The sequence below is a fragment of the Bacillus cereus group sp. BfR-BA-01330 genome, from assembly GCF_022663885.1.
Lineage (GTDB): Bacteria > Bacillota > Bacilli > Bacillales > Bacillaceae_G > Bacillus_A > Bacillus_A cereus.
The window spans coordinates 147,482-163,397 of the sequence record NZ_JAKUGK010000005.1; the positions used below are offsets into that span (position 1 = coordinate 147,482).

The window sequence follows — 15,916 nt, forward strand, 5'->3', positions numbered from 1 at the left end:
ATATATAAAGTTTAATCGAGATAAAAAAAATTGCAAATATGAGGTGAGAAACGATGGTAGAAAAACGAATTCCAATTCAAGTTGCTAAGGCAGTAGAACGGGTAATGAAATATGCGAAGCATGGTGAAGTAGAAGAAATTTCTATTACGGAAAGTTACGGGAGAATTCTCGGGGAAGATGTTGTCTCAGATCATGACGTTCCTCATTTTGATCGTTCCCCTTACGATGGTTTCGCCATTCGAGCAGAAGATACGAAAGAAGCAACCCAAGAGAATCCAGTTGAATTTGAAGTAATAGGAGAAATCGGGGCGGGTTCCGTTTTTTTAGAGGAAGTAGGAGCTTTTGAAGCAATTCGCATTATGACAGGAGCAGCTATTCCAGAAGATTGCAATGCAGTCGTAATGCTAGAGCTGACAGAAGGGTTTGAGAAGAACGGGAAAACATATATGAAGTTAAAACGCCCTTTTAATAACGGTGACAATGTGTCGTTTAAAGGAGAAGATATAAAACAAAATCAAGTTCTCGTTAAGAAAGGTGTTGCAATTAATCCAGGTGTTGCGGCCTTACTAGCAACGTTTGGATATAGCACGGTGAAAGTTGTAAAACAGCCTGTTGTCGGTATTGTAACGACAGGAAGTGAATTATTAGAAGTACATGAGCCGTTAGAACCGGGGAAAATTAGAAATAGTAACTCGTATATGATCGCAGCTCAAATTATGAAAGCTGGCGGGAAAGTTCGTTATTATGGTCAACTCGCGGATGAGTTAGATGCATGTTTTACAGCTGTTCAATCAGCGATCGATGAGGTCGACATTTTAATTACAACAGGCGGTGTATCAGTAGGAGATTATGACTACTTACCAGCTATTTATGAAAGATTACAGGCAAATGTACTCTTTAATAAGATAGCCATGAGGCCCGGAAGTGTAACGACAGTAGCTGAAGTTGATGGAAAGTTACTCTTTGGTTTATCAGGAAATCCGTCTGCTTGTTATGTAGGCTTTGAATTATTTGTGCATCCAATTATAAAAACGTATTTGTATGCGAAGGAACCTCACGTATATAGAGCGGATGCTATTTTACAAAAAGATTTTCCGAAGCCAAATCCATTTACTCGTTTCGTAAGAGCGAACGTAACAATTGTGGATGGGGCGTTACAAGCGATGCCGGTTGGTTTAGATAAATCGAGTGCGGTATCTTCACTTGCAGATGCGAATGCTTTTATCGTGTTACCCGGAGGAACGAGAGGATTTGAGACCGGAATGAAAGTATCCGTATTATTGTTAGAGCACTCTGAGGGATGTGAGTGGCCATGGGCGAAGCCCCTTCAATCTTACAAATAGTAGGGTATCAAAATAGCGGAAAAACGACACTTGTAGAGAAAATTGTGCATGCATTAGCCGAAAGCGAAATGAAAGTTGCTACAATTAAACATCACGGGCACGGAGGTTTTCCAGAAGTAGCGCAAAAAGATAGCGAAAGACACCGTAAAGCTGGTGCTGTCGTAAGTAGTGTAGAAGGTGCTGGATTACTTTCACTTTCTTCACTAAGAAAGAAATGGTCCTTGCAAGAAATTATTCGCTTATATGAGTTTTTTAAAGTGGATACAATTTTAATAGAGGGCTATAAAAAAGAGAACTACCCGAAAGTAGTGTTACTTCGTTCTGCGGAAGATGCTGAGCTTTTACATAAAGTAGAAAATATAGTGGCGGTTATTACGTGGTATGATGTCCCAGTAAATATACGAGAAGAATATAAAGTATTTCATATAACAGAAGAAGAGTTGTACATAGACTGGTTTTTACAAACGGTTAGGAGTGCGAAATGACAAATACATATTATGAAGTAATTGATACAGAAATCTCGATTGAAGAGGTAACGAAGAAAGTAATTCGACGTGAATGCGGTGCTGTTACAACATTTATTGGAACGGTTAGAGAGTTTACGAAAGGGCGTCGTACATTATACTTAGAATATGTCGCTTATAAAACGATGGCAGAAAAGATGCTAGAGAAAATCGGCCTGGAAGTGAAAGAGAAATGGCCGGGTACATATGTTGCGATTACACATCGCATCGGTACGTTGCAAATTTCTGATATAGCGGTTGTTGTTGCTGTTTCAACACCACACCGTAAAGCGGCTTATGAAGCGAACGAATATATTATGGAACGCATAAAACAAATTGTTCCGATTTGGAAAAAGGAGTTTTGGGAAGATGGTGACTCATGGATTGGTGATCAATTAGAAAAAACACCATATCCGGCGGGAGAGCCTGGGAAGGAGCTATAAGTATGATTCGAGTATTGTTATTTGCGCACTTGCAAGAAGAAGCAGGGACAAGTGAATTACAAATAGAGAAAGAAAATATTACGGTTGCACAGTTAAAAGATGTTGTTGCGAACGAATATAATGTACCAGTTTCAGAGCCAATTATGGTTGCGATTAATGAAGAATATGCAAATGAAGATGACAAGGTCCAATCTGGTGATGTTGTTGCACTAATCCCACCAGTGAGCGGTGGTTAATATTGGATTCATTAAAACGACTTTCCTATATAGGGAAAGTCGTTTTTTTATGGCAGTTTTGAGAACACTAATCTATAGAACAAGGAGGGAATTATGAAAAAAATATGTGTAGTTATGACAATGCTATGTGCGTCTTTTTTCTCTTCTCCAAGTGATTCTTTCGCGAAAGAATCAAGAGAACAGCTTTTAGAGAGTGCATTATCAAATAGGTACTATTCAGTTATTAGACAAGTGACAGAAGATCAATATGAATGTGCTTCAGTCATAAATATAAAGCGTCTCGGCAAGAAAGATGAATTTGTTCCTAGGTATGAAGTGAAGCTACAATTTCTTACATTTCAAGGAGCGCATAATCCCCCGAACGATAAAGTTACGCTTACTTTGGAAGACCATTTAGATCACGTAAAGATAAAGAAAGTGGAGCGAGAAAAGAATGTTTCTGACGCTATTGCAGAAAAAGTTTGTGAACGGGAAAAAGAAAAAATAAAAGCTCACTCTAATGACTTAGAGTGATAACCTATGCATTTAGTAAAGAAAGGTAATGAGTGATGGATATATTTTTAGCGATTTTACCAGCTATATTTTGGGGAAGTATTGTGCTATTTAATGTAAAACTGGGCGGGGGACCGTATAGTCAAACGCTCGGAACAACGTTTGGAGCACTTATTTTCTCAATTGTTGTTTATATTTTTATGAAGCCAGTATTAACACCTACCGTTATCGGAGTTGGAGTTGTGTCAGGTTTATTTTGGGCGCTTGGTCAGGCAAATCAATTGAAAAGTATTGATTTAATGGGTGTTTCGAGGACGATGCCAATTTCAACAGGACTTCAATTAGTCGCGACGACTTTATTTGGCGTTATCGTATTTCATGAATGGTCCACGACAATATCGGTCGTCCTTGGGATTTTAGCGCTCGTTTGTATTATTATCGGTGTTATTTTAACATCGCTTCAAAGTGAAGAAGAAAAGAATGCAGAGCAAGCAGCAAACTTTAAAAGAGGTATCGTAATTTTATTAATTTCAACAGTCGGCTATTTAGTTTACGTAGTAGTGATTAGACTATTTAACGTAGATGGTTGGTCAGCTTTGTTGCCACAAGCAGTTGGTATGGTGTTAGGTGGGATTTTGCTTACCTTTAAACATCATCCATTTAATAAATATGCAATTCGAAATATTATTCCAGGATTAATTTGGGCAGCTGGAAATATGTTTTTATTCATTTCGCAGCCGCGTGTTGGAGTAGCAACAAGTTTCTCGCTATCGCAAATGGGAATTATTATTTCCACGCTTGGTGGGATCCTTATATTAGGTGAAAAGAAAACGAAACGTCAATTAACGGGTATCGTTGTCGGTATTGTTTTTATTATCGCAGCCGGAATTATGTTAGGTATAGCCAAAAGTTAAAGGAGGTATGGAAATGTATAGTGATTTAGCAGGGAAAGTTGTCGTTATTACAGGATCAGCAACTGGTCTTGGAAGAGCGATGGGAGTGAGGTTTGCTAAGGAAAAAGCGAAAGTGGTTATTAATTATCGCTCACGAGAATCAGAAGCGAATGATGTGTTAGAAGAAATTAAAAAGGTAGGCGGCGAAGCGATTGCTGTAAAAGGTGATGTAACCGTCGAATCAGATGTTGTGAATCTCATTCAATCTGCTGTGAAAGAGTTTGGTACGCTTGACGTTATGATTAATAATGCAGGGATAGAAAACGCGGTACCGTCGCATGAAATGCCGCTTGAAGATTGGAATAGGGTAATTAATACAAATTTAACAGGTGCTTTTTTAGGAAGTCGTGAAGCGATTAAATATTTTGTAGAACATGATATTAAAGGTTCTGTCATTAATATGTCTAGTGTTCATGAGAAAATTCCGTGGCCACTATTTGTGCACTATGCAGCGAGTAAGGGTGGTATTAAACTGATGACAGAAACGTTAGCGCTAGAATATGCGCCAAAAGGTATTCGAGTAAATAATATTGGACCAGGTGCAATTAATACGCCGATTAATGCAGAAAAGTTTGCTGATCCTAAAAAACGTGCTGACGTAGAAAGTATGATACCGATGGGCTATATTGGAAACCCTGAAGAAATTGCAGCAGTAGCAACTTGGCTCGCTTCTTCAGAGGCGAGTTATGTAACGGGCATTACGCTATTTGCAGATGGTGGAATGACGTTATATCCATCGTTTCAAGCTGGGCGTGGGTAATAAAAAAGGACGAAGAGATAAAACTCTTCGTCCTTTTTTACAAAAAAAAATAGCGGCCAGCTATTTTAAATTTAGTGATTAATTGTATCTTGAAGAAATTCTGTTGCTTGATGTTCAGAAACATTTTGTACGAGTGCAACTTCACTGATCATCATTTTTCGGGCGTTATCTAGCATTTGTTTTTCACTCGCATTTAAAGTTCTCTCTTTATTGCGGCGAAGTAAATCCCGAACAACTTCTGCGCTATCTTGTAAATTGCCGTTTTTCATTTTTTCCATATTCATTGTATATCTTTGTTTCCATGAGAGTGATGGGTCTGACTCCCCGTTTTGAAATTCAAGAAGTATATCATCTAACGTACCTCGATCAACGATATAACGAATACCTGATTTTTTTAATTGATCCATCGGAAGCATTACTTGCATATCTTTACTAATGATGCGTATCACACAATATTGACGTGAAGTACCTAATATTTCTTTCTCTTCAATTGCTTCGATGATTCCTGCACCGTGCATTGGATAAACGATTTTATCACCAATTTGAAACAAATCATCCACCTCCATATGTGGTAACCACTTTTAATGATAGCATACGTATGTAAAAATGTCAAATTTTATATAATAACATAATATTTATATTCGAGTCAATAAGGTAAAGTGCTTTTTTTGTATTTTTTTCGGGTTTTATTTATAGTGATTTTTTTAGAAAAATAGTACAGGTGAAGAAAGAAGGCATATCCACTTATTTTTAAGCATAAAATGTAAAAGCGCTAATACAATATACCTAAATCCGTTCTTTGCAAAGGAGGGAGAGAAGGTGGGGCGCACAATAAAAATTGATATTACAAATAAAGTTGTAGCTAAATTTAGACCAAATTATTTGGAATTATATACGAGTAAATTTATGATAGGTAAGTTTTATGTCTATACTGAAGATAAAAAATATGTGTTAGAAGACGGATATATATATGAGAATGGAAAGTTTTATCGCATCATAGATACGCACCGTGGCAATAATCAAGCGGCGGAGGGCTGCGATCTAGGATGGTGTTAACATGATTCGTGTGAAAGTTTTTGATGAAAGCCACGAAAAAGACTTAGAAGACGCTGTGAATGTGTTTTTGAAAAAGATTGATGATAGCAACTTTGTAGATATTAAGTATCAAGTTGGTGTTTCTATTAACGACGATGAAAACCAAATTTATTGTTTTTCAGCAATGATCGTTTATAAAGCATAAAAAAGAGCTGGCTCACCCAGCTCTTTTTTATGTTTTATGTTGGGACAACATGTGTCGGTAATACGTTCATAATAGATTGGGTTGTGCCTAATTTCTTTGTCGTTAAAAGAGGCTCCCCTGTTTCATGGTTTTGGGCATCTTTACACATACCAAGGTGATAACGATCACCTAAAAATGGATCAATATAAAAACCGTTTTTGAATACTTTATCATTTGGATGTTTTTCATGATGAATATCAGAACAGTTGATGCAATAGAACATCGCTTTCATCCCCTTTTTATTTTTGTTTGAAAAAAGTGAGTCGGTAGTCATTTCGCTCCTGAGGAAATGTTGAGGAGAAGAGAAATAACTACCTACTCAAATGGTGGGCATATTCCTTCTGACTTTGTCATATCTCGCGTATTGTCCCTTGAGGGAAGGAGGAGAGACGAAGTACGCATGATATAAGTAAGGCGCTTCTTTCAATATGAATGATGGAGTTTCATGTTGAGAGAAGTTTTTATTTTGTATTGCCTTTGTGAGTATATTATGAGGAAATGCTAAGAGGGTGTTTGTCCTGTTGAAAAAATGTTGAGAATTTCTCAACAGTAAAAGAATTAGCGTTGACATGAAACTAAAAGGTGTTATATTATCAAAGTATAACCAAAAGGTGTTATGTTGTAACGCCGAGTAAAGGAGAATGAAAATGGAACAACAAAATACATTAAATGATATTAAACAAACAATCGTTTTTAACGCGTCTATTCAAAAGGTATGGAGTGTAGTATCAACTGCAGAAGGGATTGCGTCATGGTTTATGCCAAATGATTTTGTATTAGAGGTAGGACATGAATTTCATGTGCAATCACCATTTGGGCCATCACCATGTAAAGTATTAGAAATTGATGAACCAAACCATTTATCTTTCTCATGGGATACAGATGGCTGGGTTGTTTCATTTGATTTGAAAGACTTAGGAGATAACAAAACAGAATTTACGTTAATTCACGGCGGCTGGAAACATCCTGATGAAATTCTTCCGAAAGCAAATGCGAAGAGCTCTATTATTCGCGATAGAATGAGCGGTGGTTGGGTAGCGATTGTAAATGAAAAACTGAAAAAGGTTGTCGAAGGCTAAGTGTCCTCGTCAGCAGCGAAATATGATGTATTTCAAGCAATTGCTGATCCAACCCGCCGAGAAGTAATACGGTTATTAAGTGACAAAGAGTTACCGATTTCCAAAATAACGGATCATTTTCCGATGAGTCGTACTGCGGTTGTAAAGCACCTTCATATTCTTTCAGAAGCGAATTTAGTAAGTGGAAGAAAAAGCGGAAGAGAGAAGATATATCGTTTGCATCCAGAACCATTAGAAGAATTACAACAATGGCTCTCGTATTATGAACGTTTTTGGGATAATAAATTATCCATGCTGAAACATATTGTGGAGAATGAAGAATAAAAAGGATGACCAAAATGGTCATCCTTTTATTGTTGCTCACTTGTTTGTGTAGCTGGCTTTAATAAGAGCCAAGCGATAATTAATGTAAATACTGCTAATACGAAAGTGCTCATATAAATGACGTGTACGCTTGATGCTAATGCAGATTGCGATTCGGTTACTACGTTTGCTGTAGTACCGCCGTGTCCGCCAGATACAAGATCAAGGTTTTTAATACCACGTGCGTGAATCATCGTATTGAAGATTGTACCGAATATTGCAGCACCTAACGTTTGACTAAATGTATTAATAAATGTGTTTAAACCAACAGCTGTTCCGCGTGTATGAGCTGGTACAGCTGCTTGAATTGTTACCATGTAAATCGGTGTCACAAGCCCCATTCCTAAGCCGAATAATCCGACTGCTACATAAATAAGGAACGATGGTGAATTTGTTGATAGTGTAAATAATAAGAACGTAGCGACTGATAAAATGCTAGCTCCAAGTAAAATGATTTGTTTCGTTTTTAATTTGCCTACTAAGTTACCAGAGAAAATAGCGCCAAATGTCCACATAACAGGAATTGGCATTAAAATAAGTCCAGCTTCTGTAGCGTTTTTCCCTAATACACCTTGGCTCCAAATTGGAAGGTACATTGTAATACTAATAATCATTGCGCCAGCAATAAGAGTTAATATATTTATCGTAGATAATGTACGGTTAGAGAAAAGTGCTAGCGGAATTAATGGTTCCGGAGATTTCTTCTCGATGAATAAGAAAATAATAAATGAAATAGCGGCAAAGATTAATAGGCCGATAATTGTCATGTCTCCCCAGTTTTGCTTACTGCTACCTGTTAATAATGCATATAGTAGAGCGATTGTACTTAATGAGAAGACTGTTGCACCAAGATAATCGATATGATGCTTAGCAGGTTTAATAGATTCTTTGTAGTAAATTGCAATCATTAAGCAAGCGATAATTCCGAATGGAACGTTTAGGAAGAAAATATAACGCCAAGAAAGGGAATCAACTAAAAATCCACCTACTAACGGTCCGATAACACCGGATACACCCCAAACGGCACTCATCCAACCTTGTGCTTTCGCGCGGTCTTTCGCTTCGCTATATAAGTCTCCAATAATCGTCATTGTGATGGGCATAACAGCACCAGCACCGATACCTTGAAGCGCGCGGAAGAAGATTAATTGTTCCATCGATGTAACGACTCCGCAAAGTGCAGAACCGACTAAAAAGATTGTAGCTCCGATCAGTAAAACTTTTTTACGGCCAAATAAATCAGCGAGCTTTCCGTATATTGGAGTCGAAACAGCTGTTGCAAGCATATAAATTGCATATACCCAACTAACAAGTTCGACGCCTGACAAATCACTCGTTATACGAGGGATTGCTGTACTAACAATCGTTCCTTCTACCGCAGAAAGAAACGTCATTAACATTAAAGACATCATGACTTTTTTTCTCATTTGTTTTCCCCTTACCCTTTTTTAAATATTCAACAATATAAAATATAAAGGTACTAAGGTATATAAAGCAACAAAAAAGCAATGGGAAGTTAAGTGGAGCCTATATTTGTCGTTTCTTGTCGGTAAGTCGATATAAGTTGCAGAATCGCTGATAAATTTGGAAAATAGCCGATATAAGTTGCGGAATCGCTGATATATTTGTGGAATCGCTCATATAATTTCATGTACCTATAAAAAAAGAAACAGGAATCCCTGTTTCTTTTTTTAATACTGCATTTTCGCGTTTTCTCCAGCTGTCGTTCCGGCAATTCTACCAGTAACAAGGGCTGATGTAATATTATAGCCACCAGTATAACCATGAATATCAAGAACTTCTCCGCAGAAATATAAGCCGTTCGTAAATTTAGAAGACATTTCTTTCGGATTAATTTCTTTCACGGATACACCGCCGCCAGTAACGAATGCTTTTTCAATTGACTGCGTACCATTTACATTCACAGTAAACTCTTTAAAGTCTTTCACAAGTGCACGAATCTTTTCGTGAGAAACTTGTCCAGCTTGTTCGCTGCCGTCAATTTCATTTTTTTCTAATAAGAATAGGAAGTAACGTTCAGGAACATAACCTTTTAAAACGTTTTTAATTCCTTTTTTCGGATCTTCTTTCATTTGTTTCAGCATGCGCTGAAATAGTTGTTCACTATTTTCCTCTGGCAATGCATCAATACTCATTTGTATTGTATTCGTTTTAAACTTTTTCAGTGCTTTCACGACGAATTGGCTACAGCGAAGAGCAGCAGGTCCAGATAGGCCGAAATGAGTGAAGAGCATGTCCATTTTGTGAGAAATGATAGCTTTTCCTTTCGGATTTAATACACTTAAGTTTATATCACGTAAAGCAAGACCTTGTAATGAGCGGTCACGTATAAACGGCTCGTTTGAAAGGATAGGTACTTCTGTTGGGAATAATTCTGTGATTGTATGACCCGCTTTTTCAGCCCAAGCATATCCGTCTCCAGTAGATCCAGTTTGAGGAACTGATTTTCCGCCAACGGCGATAACGACGTGATTTGTTTCTAACACTTCGCCTGTTTGCAGTATAACTGCTTTTGTTTGACCATTTTCATATTCAATTGTTTCAACAGGCGTATTTGTACGAATTTTTACACCTAAGTCTTTTAATCGTGTTAAAAGTGCGTCTACAACAGATTGTGCTTTGTTTGACACAGGGAACATGCGACCGTGGTCTTCTTCTTTCAATTTAACACCGAGATTTTCGAAGAATGTAATAATATCTTCATTATTAAAAATAGAAAAAGCGCTGTATAAGAAGCGACCGTTTCCTGGTATATGTTTAACAATTTCATCAAGTGGTAGACGGTTCGTTACGTTACAGCGTCCGCCACCAGAAATTGCAAGTTTACGCCCAAGTTTATTTCCTTTATCAAGAAGTAAGACATTTGCGCCTTCTTCTGCAGCACCAATTGCAGCCATTAGCCCAGAAGGACCGCCGCCGATGACAATAACATCATAATGCATAATATATCGACCTCATTTTCTACATTTCCTGCCTAAAAGAATAGCATGTTTTCCCTTAAAAGAAAAATAGAGTGAAGTACTGCTTAATGAGAGAATTGTGGTACAATACAAAAGTTAGAGTTCAGCACTATCCTGCCATTTGTAGGCGATAAGACTAAAACCTCAAGATTTAGGAGAAGTAAATAGGGAGTCTGTTAGCCTGTAAATGCTCGAATGGTTCAACTAATAAGGAGTAGGAGAGAAGTCTCCAACTAATTATAGTTTCACTTTATGTAGATGTAGGAGGATTTTTGTATGTCCGATTCGAAATTTCTGCGCGGAACGCTTATTGTTACGCTAGGGACATTTTTAGTAAAGTTCTTAGGCATGATTTACGTCTTTCCGTTTCATGCATTAGTAGGAACAGAAGGCGGAACGCTCTATACATATGGATACATTCCATATACGATCTTTTTAAGTATCGCAACGGCAGGTGTGCCACTTGCTGTTTCAAAATTTGTTTCCAAATATAATGCGCTTGGCGATTATAAAACGAGCCGGAGAATGTTCCGCTCGGGAATGGTTATGATGATAGTAACAGGAGTTCTTTCGTTCCTAGTACTGTACATGACGGCGCCATTGTTTGCAGAAGCGATGCTTGGTAAACAAAGTATACACAATAATGTAGGAGAAGTTACGACGATCATTCGTCTTGTAAGCTTCGCGCTTATTGTTGTACCAGCAGCGAGTTTAATTCGTGGTTATTTCCAAGGTCACCAGTCTATGGGACCAACTACCGTTTCACAAATTATTGAACAAATTATTCGTATCGTCTTTTTATTAGCAGGTAGTTTTATCGTTATTAAAGTACTTGGCGGTACAGTTGCAACAGCAGTTGGAGTAGCGACATTTGCTGCGTTCGTTTCAGCGGTTGGAGCACTCGGTGTGTTAATTTGGTACTGGCTAAAACGTAAAAAATATTTGGATCAATATTTAATTGAACAAACTGTACCAGAATCAACAGTAAGCACCGTTCAATTGTTTAAAGAGTTATTTGCATATGCGATTCCTTACGTTGTAATTGGGTTAACAATTCCTTTATATCAACAAATTGATACATTGACATTTAACTCAATTATGCAGGCGATTGGTCAAGGTGATATCGCAGAGCGAGCTCTCGGTATTTTCACAATGTGGACGCATAAGTTAATTATGATTCCTGTATCACTTGCAACAGCGTTTAGTTTAACGCTTGTACCAGCAATCACAAAATCATTTACTGAAAAACAATACCGCTATTTGAAATTACAAATTACACAAACATTCCAGGCAAATATGTTTTTAACATTGCCAGCAGTTGTCGGTATTTCTTCACTTGCATATCCAATTTATACTGCGTTTTACGATTCAGATCCACTAGGTGGACAAGTATTAATGTGGTATGCACCAGTTGCGTTGTTATTCGCTTTATTTACAGTAACAGCAGCAATCCTGCAAGGTATTAACCAGCAGAAGCATGCGATTATTGCGCTTATAATGGGCGTTATTTTGAAATTTGTATGTAACGTAATCTTTATTCGTTATTTCGGTACAGTAGGAGCAATTCTAGCGACAGCAGTTGGTTTCTTAGCTTCTGTTTGGTACACAAATCAACAAATTAAAAAATACGCACACTATTCATTCGGTGTTGTATATAAAAGAACATTCCAAATTGCAGTACTGACACTTATAATGGTCGTTGCTGTAAAACTATCACAATGGATTCTATCCTTCATGATTTCGCCTGATGGCCGTATTGGTGCTCTTATAACAGTTGCGATTTGTGCAGGTATTGGCGGTCTTGTTTACGGATTGTTAGCAATTCGCACAGGAGTACTTGAAAGAGTATTTGGTGGAGAAGCATTAGATAAAATTCAACGTAAACTTGGTAGTAGATTTAAAATAAAGTTGAAATCAAGAGGGGCGTAATTACGTCCCCTTTTCTATGATAAATAAAGAAGGTGAAAAACGTGAGATTAGATAAATTATTAGCAAATATGGGATATGGAAGTAGAAAAGAAGTAAAGAAATTATTGAAAGATGGCGTTGTGAAAATTGATGGAACGCCAGTAAAAGATGCGAAAGTTCATGTAAATGTAGAAGAGCAAGAAGTTATGATTCACGGTGAAGTTGTGGAATACAAAGAATTTGTTTACTTAATGATGCATAAACCACAAGGTGTTATTTCAGCGACGGAAGATGATAATCATGAAACAGTAATAGATTTATTAGAATTAGAAGATGCAATCTTTGATCCGTTCCCAGTTGGACGACTTGATATCGATACGGAAGGCTTCTTATTGATAACAAATGATGGGAAGTTATCACATCAATTATTATCTCCGAAAAAGCATGTGCCGAAAAAATATTATGCACACGTTGCAGGAGTAGTAACAGAAGAGGATGTAAAAGAATTTGCTAAAGGTGTTATTTTAGACGATGGCTATGAAACAAAGCCAGGTGCACTTACAATATTGAAAAGCGATGATATTTCTGAAATTGAGCTTGTGATTACGGAAGGGAAATTCCATCAAGTGAAGCGTATGTTTGAAGCGGTAGGAAAAAAAGTAGTCTACCTAAAGAGAACAGAGATGGGTCCGTTAGTATTAGATGAAGAACTAGAACTTGGACAATACCGAGAGCTAACAGATGAAGAAGTAGAAATGTTAAAAACATATCAAGTAGATACTGAAAAGTAGTACCTTTATAGGCGCAGAAAAGACCCCTTTCTAATTATTAGAAAGGGGTATGTATTTATTTACCATACAATTATTTTTCGTTATGAGGTCATTCTCACTTTCTTTCCTGTTGTTGTCCACTTACCGCGGCAAGGGCTATACACGAGTTCATTAAACTGCAACACATTTAGATCACGTTGTATCGTTCGCGGTGTGATCCCGAACTCATCTACAAGGTCTTTCGTCGTTACCGTTCCGTTTTCATTGATGTACATATAAATTGATTTAATGCGTGTTAGCATACGAGTAGTTGTAGGTTTCAAGAGAAAACCACTCCTCTACTAGTTTTTTTGACCCCATTCAGGAAAGAAGGTCGTTACTACCATTGTACTCTACATGATAAAATTCATGCTTTAATCTACTTAAATTTTACAGAAATTTAACAAATATTCATATAGAAAAATATTGGTAGTTGACATTGTATATATGGTCAGTCAACTAACACATAAAATTCTACGTAAAACGCCAAATTCCTGCAAATTTTTTTGAAAAAACAAAAGAAAAACTAATAAGAAATATCTGAAATATTACAATTGTTCGGTATTTAGTTTTCGTGTATGGCATAAGAGATTTCTGTTTGTTATGATGAAAGAAACAATATAGTGAAGGATGGATGCGTGATGTCAGCGATTAATTGGACAGAAGAAGTTGCAAAACGAAAAGATGATTTAATTCGTGATACACAACAATTTTTACAAATTAAAAGTGTATGGGAAGAAGAATCTGCGAAAGAGGGCGCACCATTCGGTGAAGGTGTAGAAAAAGCTCTATCTTTCATGTTACATAAAGGAGAAGCTGAAGGTTTTGCTTCTAAAAATTTAGAAGGATATGCAGGTCATCTTGAAATGGGACAAGGAGAAGAATTAGTAGGTATTCTTTGTCACGTTGACGTTGTACCAGAAGGAGATGGCTGGACGACTCCCGCATATAGTGCGGATATTCGCGATGGAAAGATTTTTGCACGTGGTGCAATTGACGATAAAGGCCCAACGATGGCAGCATATTATGCAATGAAAATTGTGAAAGAATTAGGCTTACCTCTTTCAAAACGTGTTCGTATGATTATAGGAACAGATGAGGAAAGCAATTGGAAATGTGTAGATCACTACTTTAAAAATGAAGAAATGCCAACAATTGGTTTTGCACCGGATGCAGACTTTCCAATTATTAATGCAGAAAAAGGAATTTCTGATATACAAGTTGTGCAAAATGGTAGTGAAGAGAAAAAAGGTACATATGAACTTGTTTCATTTGATTCAGGGCGCCGTTTAAATATGGTTCCTGATTTTGCAGAAGCAGTTATTACAGGAGAAGATGTAAATGCACTTACAGTAGCATATGAAGAGTATTTACAAACTGCTAAAAAAATAGGGAAATCGACTATAGAAGGAAATACAGTGACGTTGCAAATAGAAGGAATTTCAGCGCATGGATCTACTCCTGAAAAAGGAGAAAATGCAGGTTTATTATTAGCAAACTTCTTAACTACAGTTTCACTTGATGGAAAAGCAACTGCATTTGCGACATTTGCAACAGAAACATTTACTGGTGATATTTTTGGTGAAAAAGCTACTATTGCTTACAAAGATGAAATTAGCGGTCCGTTAACAGTGAATGTCGGTCGCATTTCTTATACGAAAGAAAACGGTGGTAACTTAGGGCTAAACGTACGTTACCCAGTTACAACTAACTTTGAAGAAACAATTGTGAAGTTGAAAGAATATGTTGGTACGCATGGTTTTGAAGTGGCTGACTATTCTAATTCTCGCCCACATCACGTCGATAAAGATCACGTATTAATCCGTACGTTACAACGTGTGTATGAAGAACAAACAGGTGAAAAAGCAGAACTATTAGCAATCGGCGGCGGTACTTATGCTCGTTCATTAAAAGCTGGTGTGGCATTTGGCCCGCTATTCCCTGGAAAAGAAGAACTTGCGCATCAAAAAGATGAGTATATCGAAATTGAAGACTTATTGAAAGCAACAGCAATTTACGCGCAAGCAATTCATGAATTAGCGAAGTAATGGATATATAAATAATGTCCGCTCTCTATTTTGGAGAGCGGCTTCTTTTTACCTGAATGAGATAAGAAAGAAAAGCAACAATAGAAAAGAAGGAGAAGATGTACATGGAACTGCATTATTTTGTCGCAATTACGTTACCGAATCATATAAAAGAAATGCTGTCTAACTATAAAGAGGATATGCAAGAGGAATTACAATTTCGTTCATGGGTACATAAAGAAGACTATCATATTACCCTTTCATTTTTAGGGAGTGCAACGGGGGAACAATTAGAGGGAATAAAGAATGGATTAAAAACAATTGCAGAAACAAAAGAACTATCGTTCACATTACAAGGTTTTTCAACGTTTGGTAGGGAAGATCAGCCTCGTATTTTTTGGGCGAAGGTAAGTGAGAATCACGATTTGTTTCAGTTGCAAAAGCAAATACATGCCATTTGTGAAGAAAATGGATTTTCTCTAGAAACACGCCCATATCACCCGCATATTACCGTTGCTCGTAAATGGATAGGAGAAGAAAAGTTTCGTTTAGAAAGTATAAAAGAAGTGCCTGAAATATCATTTCAAGCAGATACAATTACTTTATACGAATCCCACGTGAAAGAAACCCCGAAGTATAAATCGATTGCTGAAATAAAATTACAAAAATAGAATGTTGAAAACGTTTTTTATGCAGGTGAATATACTATAGAGAAGAATGGAGTTACTGTATAGAGTCTT

20 protein-coding genes are annotated in these 15,916 nt (G+C 37.1%); 15 read left to right on the forward strand and 5 right to left on the reverse strand.

Features of this window, described 5'->3' with window-relative positions; translation table 11 throughout:
- Positions 1-53: 53 nt before the first annotated feature.
- From moeA to MR112_RS15925, 7 genes are all read left to right on the forward strand, one after another.
- Positions 54-1,343, forward strand: coding sequence for a molybdopterin molybdotransferase MoeA (moeA, locus tag MR112_RS15895; RefSeq protein WP_000229713.1), 1,290 nt, complete (start codon positions 54-56; stop codon positions 1,341-1,343).
- Positions 1,313-1,828 (forward strand): molybdopterin-guanine dinucleotide biosynthesis protein B, encoded by a 516-nt coding sequence (gene mobB / locus MR112_RS15900; RefSeq protein WP_000503325.1) that lies wholly within the window; start codon positions 1,313-1,315, stop codon positions 1,826-1,828. The genes moeA and mobB overlap by 31 nt, the downstream gene beginning before the upstream one ends.
- Positions 1,825-2,289 carry a molybdopterin synthase catalytic subunit MoaE gene (moaE, locus tag MR112_RS15905; RefSeq protein WP_000185943.1) on the forward strand — a complete coding sequence of 155 codons (465 nt, stop codon included), beginning with the start codon at positions 1,825-1,827 and terminating at the stop codon, positions 2,287-2,289. Before mobB ends, moaE begins: the two co-directional genes overlap by 4 nt.
- A 2-nt stretch (positions 2,290-2,291) precedes the next feature.
- Positions 2,292-2,525 carry a molybdopterin converting factor subunit 1 gene (gene moaD / locus MR112_RS15910; RefSeq protein WP_000621777.1) on the forward strand — a complete coding sequence of 78 codons (234 nt, stop codon included), beginning with the start codon at positions 2,292-2,294 and terminating at the stop codon, positions 2,523-2,525.
- 93 nt (positions 2,526-2,618) lie between these two features.
- Entirely contained in the window at positions 2,619-3,038 is a 420-nt protein-coding gene (locus MR112_RS15915; RefSeq protein ID WP_000717684.1) for a DUF3888 domain-containing protein, read from the forward strand.
- Positions 3,039-3,073: 35 nt separating this feature from the next.
- Entirely contained in the window at positions 3,074-3,931 is an 858-nt protein-coding gene (gene glcU / locus MR112_RS15920; RefSeq protein ID WP_000350861.1) for a glucose uptake protein GlcU, read from the forward strand.
- Positions 3,932-3,944: 13 nt separating this feature from the next.
- Positions 3,945-4,730, forward strand: a complete 786-nt coding sequence (locus MR112_RS15925) for a glucose 1-dehydrogenase (RefSeq protein WP_000286674.1) — start codon at positions 3,945-3,947, stop codon at positions 4,728-4,730.
- A gap of 71 nt (positions 4,731-4,801) precedes the next feature.
- Here the strand turns inward: MR112_RS15925 and MR112_RS15930 are convergent, their stop codons facing one another.
- Positions 4,802-5,296 (reverse strand): CarD family transcriptional regulator, encoded by a 495-nt coding sequence (locus MR112_RS15930; protein ID WP_000451443.1) that lies wholly within the window; start codon positions 5,294-5,296, stop codon positions 4,802-4,804.
- A gap of 253 nt (positions 5,297-5,549) precedes the next feature.
- On the opposite strand from MR112_RS15930, the gene MR112_RS15935 reads away from it, so the two are divergent.
- Both MR112_RS15935 and MR112_RS15940 read left to right on the forward strand, forming a co-directional pair.
- Positions 5,550-5,786 (forward strand): DUF2553 family protein, encoded by a 237-nt coding sequence (locus MR112_RS15935; protein ID WP_000533804.1) that lies wholly within the window; start codon positions 5,550-5,552, stop codon positions 5,784-5,786.
- Position 5,787: 1 nt separating this feature from the next.
- On the forward strand, positions 5,788-5,970 hold the full coding sequence (locus MR112_RS15940; protein WP_000621751.1) for a sporulation protein Cse60: 183 nt from the start codon (positions 5,788-5,790) through the stop codon (positions 5,968-5,970).
- Positions 5,971-6,004: 34 nt separating this feature from the next.
- Here MR112_RS15940 and MR112_RS15945 read toward each other — a convergent pair whose 3' ends face one another.
- Entirely contained in the window at positions 6,005-6,232 is a 228-nt protein-coding gene (locus MR112_RS15945; protein WP_000498989.1) for a DUF3973 domain-containing protein, read from the reverse strand.
- Positions 6,233-6,656: 424 nt separating this feature from the next.
- Between MR112_RS15945 and MR112_RS15950 the strand changes: the two genes are divergently transcribed.
- Together MR112_RS15950 and MR112_RS15955 are read left to right on the forward strand one after the other, a co-directional pair.
- Positions 6,657-7,088 carry an SRPBCC family protein gene (locus tag MR112_RS15950; protein WP_000437765.1) on the forward strand — a complete coding sequence of 144 codons (432 nt, stop codon included), beginning with the start codon at positions 6,657-6,659 and terminating at the stop codon, positions 7,086-7,088.
- The gene (locus tag MR112_RS15955) at positions 7,089-7,412 is read left to right on the forward strand and encodes an ArsR/SmtB family transcription factor (protein ID WP_000098837.1); all 324 of its coding nucleotides are present in this window, start codon (positions 7,089-7,091) and stop codon (positions 7,410-7,412) included. It abuts the gene before it with no gap.
- Positions 7,413-7,438: 26 nt separating this feature from the next.
- Here the strand turns inward: MR112_RS15955 and MR112_RS15960 are convergent, their stop codons facing one another.
- Both MR112_RS15960 and MR112_RS15965 read right to left on the reverse strand, forming a co-directional pair.
- Entirely contained in the window at positions 7,439-8,878 is a 1,440-nt protein-coding gene (locus MR112_RS15960) for an MDR family MFS transporter (protein ID WP_001228021.1), read from the reverse strand.
- 264 nt (positions 8,879-9,142) lie between these two features.
- Positions 9,143-10,414, reverse strand: a complete 1,272-nt coding sequence (locus MR112_RS15965; protein ID WP_000558859.1) for a BaiN/RdsA family NAD(P)/FAD-dependent oxidoreductase — start codon at positions 10,412-10,414, stop codon at positions 9,143-9,145.
- 294 nt (positions 10,415-10,708) lie between these two features.
- On the opposite strand from MR112_RS15965, the gene MR112_RS15970 reads away from it, so the two are divergent.
- Positions 10,709-12,361, forward strand: coding sequence for a putative polysaccharide biosynthesis protein (locus MR112_RS15970; RefSeq protein ID WP_001284028.1), 1,653 nt, complete (start codon positions 10,709-10,711; stop codon positions 12,359-12,361).
- A 41-nt stretch (positions 12,362-12,402) separates the two neighbouring features.
- A complete protein-coding gene (locus MR112_RS15975) occupies positions 12,403-13,131 on the forward strand; it encodes a pseudouridine synthase (RefSeq protein ID WP_001234947.1) in 729 nt (242 codons plus the stop codon).
- Between the two features lie 80 nt (positions 13,132-13,211).
- Here MR112_RS15975 and MR112_RS15980 read toward each other — a convergent pair whose 3' ends face one another.
- Positions 13,212-13,433, reverse strand: a complete 222-nt coding sequence (locus MR112_RS15980) for a DeoR family transcriptional regulator (protein ID WP_000805512.1) — start codon at positions 13,431-13,433, stop codon at positions 13,212-13,214.
- A gap of 357 nt (positions 13,434-13,790) precedes the next feature.
- Here MR112_RS15980 and pepV point away from each other — a divergent pair, with 357 nt between their 5' ends.
- Positions 13,791-15,197: a dipeptidase PepV gene (gene pepV / locus MR112_RS15985; protein ID WP_001274236.1), complete on the forward strand. Its 1,407-nt coding sequence runs from the start codon at positions 13,791-13,793 to the stop codon at positions 15,195-15,197.
- A gap of 104 nt (positions 15,198-15,301) precedes the next feature.
- The gene (gene thpR / locus MR112_RS15990; RefSeq protein ID WP_000418986.1) at positions 15,302-15,847 is read left to right on the forward strand and encodes an RNA 2',3'-cyclic phosphodiesterase; all 546 of its coding nucleotides are present in this window, start codon (positions 15,302-15,304) and stop codon (positions 15,845-15,847) included.
- The last annotated feature ends 69 nt before the right edge of the window (positions 15,848-15,916 follow it).

Excerpts from the sequence above, each read along its gene's own strand:
- moeA (WP_000229713.1), top strand. The coding sequence starts at position 54 with ATGGTAGAAAAACGAATTCCAATTCAAGTTGCTAAGGCAGTAGAACGG.
- mobB (WP_000503325.1), top strand. The coding sequence starts at position 1,313 with ATGGGCGAAGCCCCTTCAATCTTACAAATAGTAGGGTATCAAAATAGC.
- moaE (WP_000185943.1), top strand. The coding sequence starts at position 1,825 with ATGACAAATACATATTATGAAGTAATTGATACAGAAATCTCGATTGAA.
- moaD (WP_000621777.1), top strand. The coding sequence starts at position 2,292 with ATGATTCGAGTATTGTTATTTGCGCACTTGCAAGAAGAAGCAGGGACA.
- MR112_RS15915 (WP_000717684.1), top strand. The coding sequence starts at position 2,619 with ATGAAAAAAATATGTGTAGTTATGACAATGCTATGTGCGTCTTTTTTC.
- glcU (WP_000350861.1), top strand. The coding sequence starts at position 3,074 with ATGGATATATTTTTAGCGATTTTACCAGCTATATTTTGGGGAAGTATT.
- MR112_RS15925 (WP_000286674.1), top strand. The coding sequence starts at position 3,945 with ATGTATAGTGATTTAGCAGGGAAAGTTGTCGTTATTACAGGATCAGCA.
- MR112_RS15930 (WP_000451443.1), bottom strand. The coding sequence starts at position 5,296 with ATGGAGGTGGATGATTTGTTTCAAATTGGTGATAAAATCGTTTATCCA.
- MR112_RS15940 (WP_000621751.1), top strand. The coding sequence starts at position 5,788 with ATGATTCGTGTGAAAGTTTTTGATGAAAGCCACGAAAAAGACTTAGAA.
- MR112_RS15945 (WP_000498989.1), bottom strand. The coding sequence starts at position 6,232 with ATGTTCTATTGCATCAACTGTTCTGATATTCATCATGAAAAACATCCA.
- MR112_RS15950 (WP_000437765.1), top strand. The coding sequence starts at position 6,657 with ATGGAACAACAAAATACATTAAATGATATTAAACAAACAATCGTTTTT.
- MR112_RS15960 (WP_001228021.1), bottom strand. The coding sequence starts at position 8,878 with ATGAGAAAAAAAGTCATGATGTCTTTAATGTTAATGACGTTTCTTTCT.
- MR112_RS15965 (WP_000558859.1), bottom strand. The coding sequence starts at position 10,414 with ATGCATTATGATGTTATTGTCATCGGCGGCGGTCCTTCTGGGCTAATG.
- MR112_RS15970 (WP_001284028.1), top strand. The coding sequence starts at position 10,709 with ATGTCCGATTCGAAATTTCTGCGCGGAACGCTTATTGTTACGCTAGGG.
- pepV (WP_001274236.1), top strand. The coding sequence starts at position 13,791 with ATGTCAGCGATTAATTGGACAGAAGAAGTTGCAAAACGAAAAGATGAT.
- thpR (WP_000418986.1), top strand. The coding sequence starts at position 15,302 with ATGGAACTGCATTATTTTGTCGCAATTACGTTACCGAATCATATAAAA.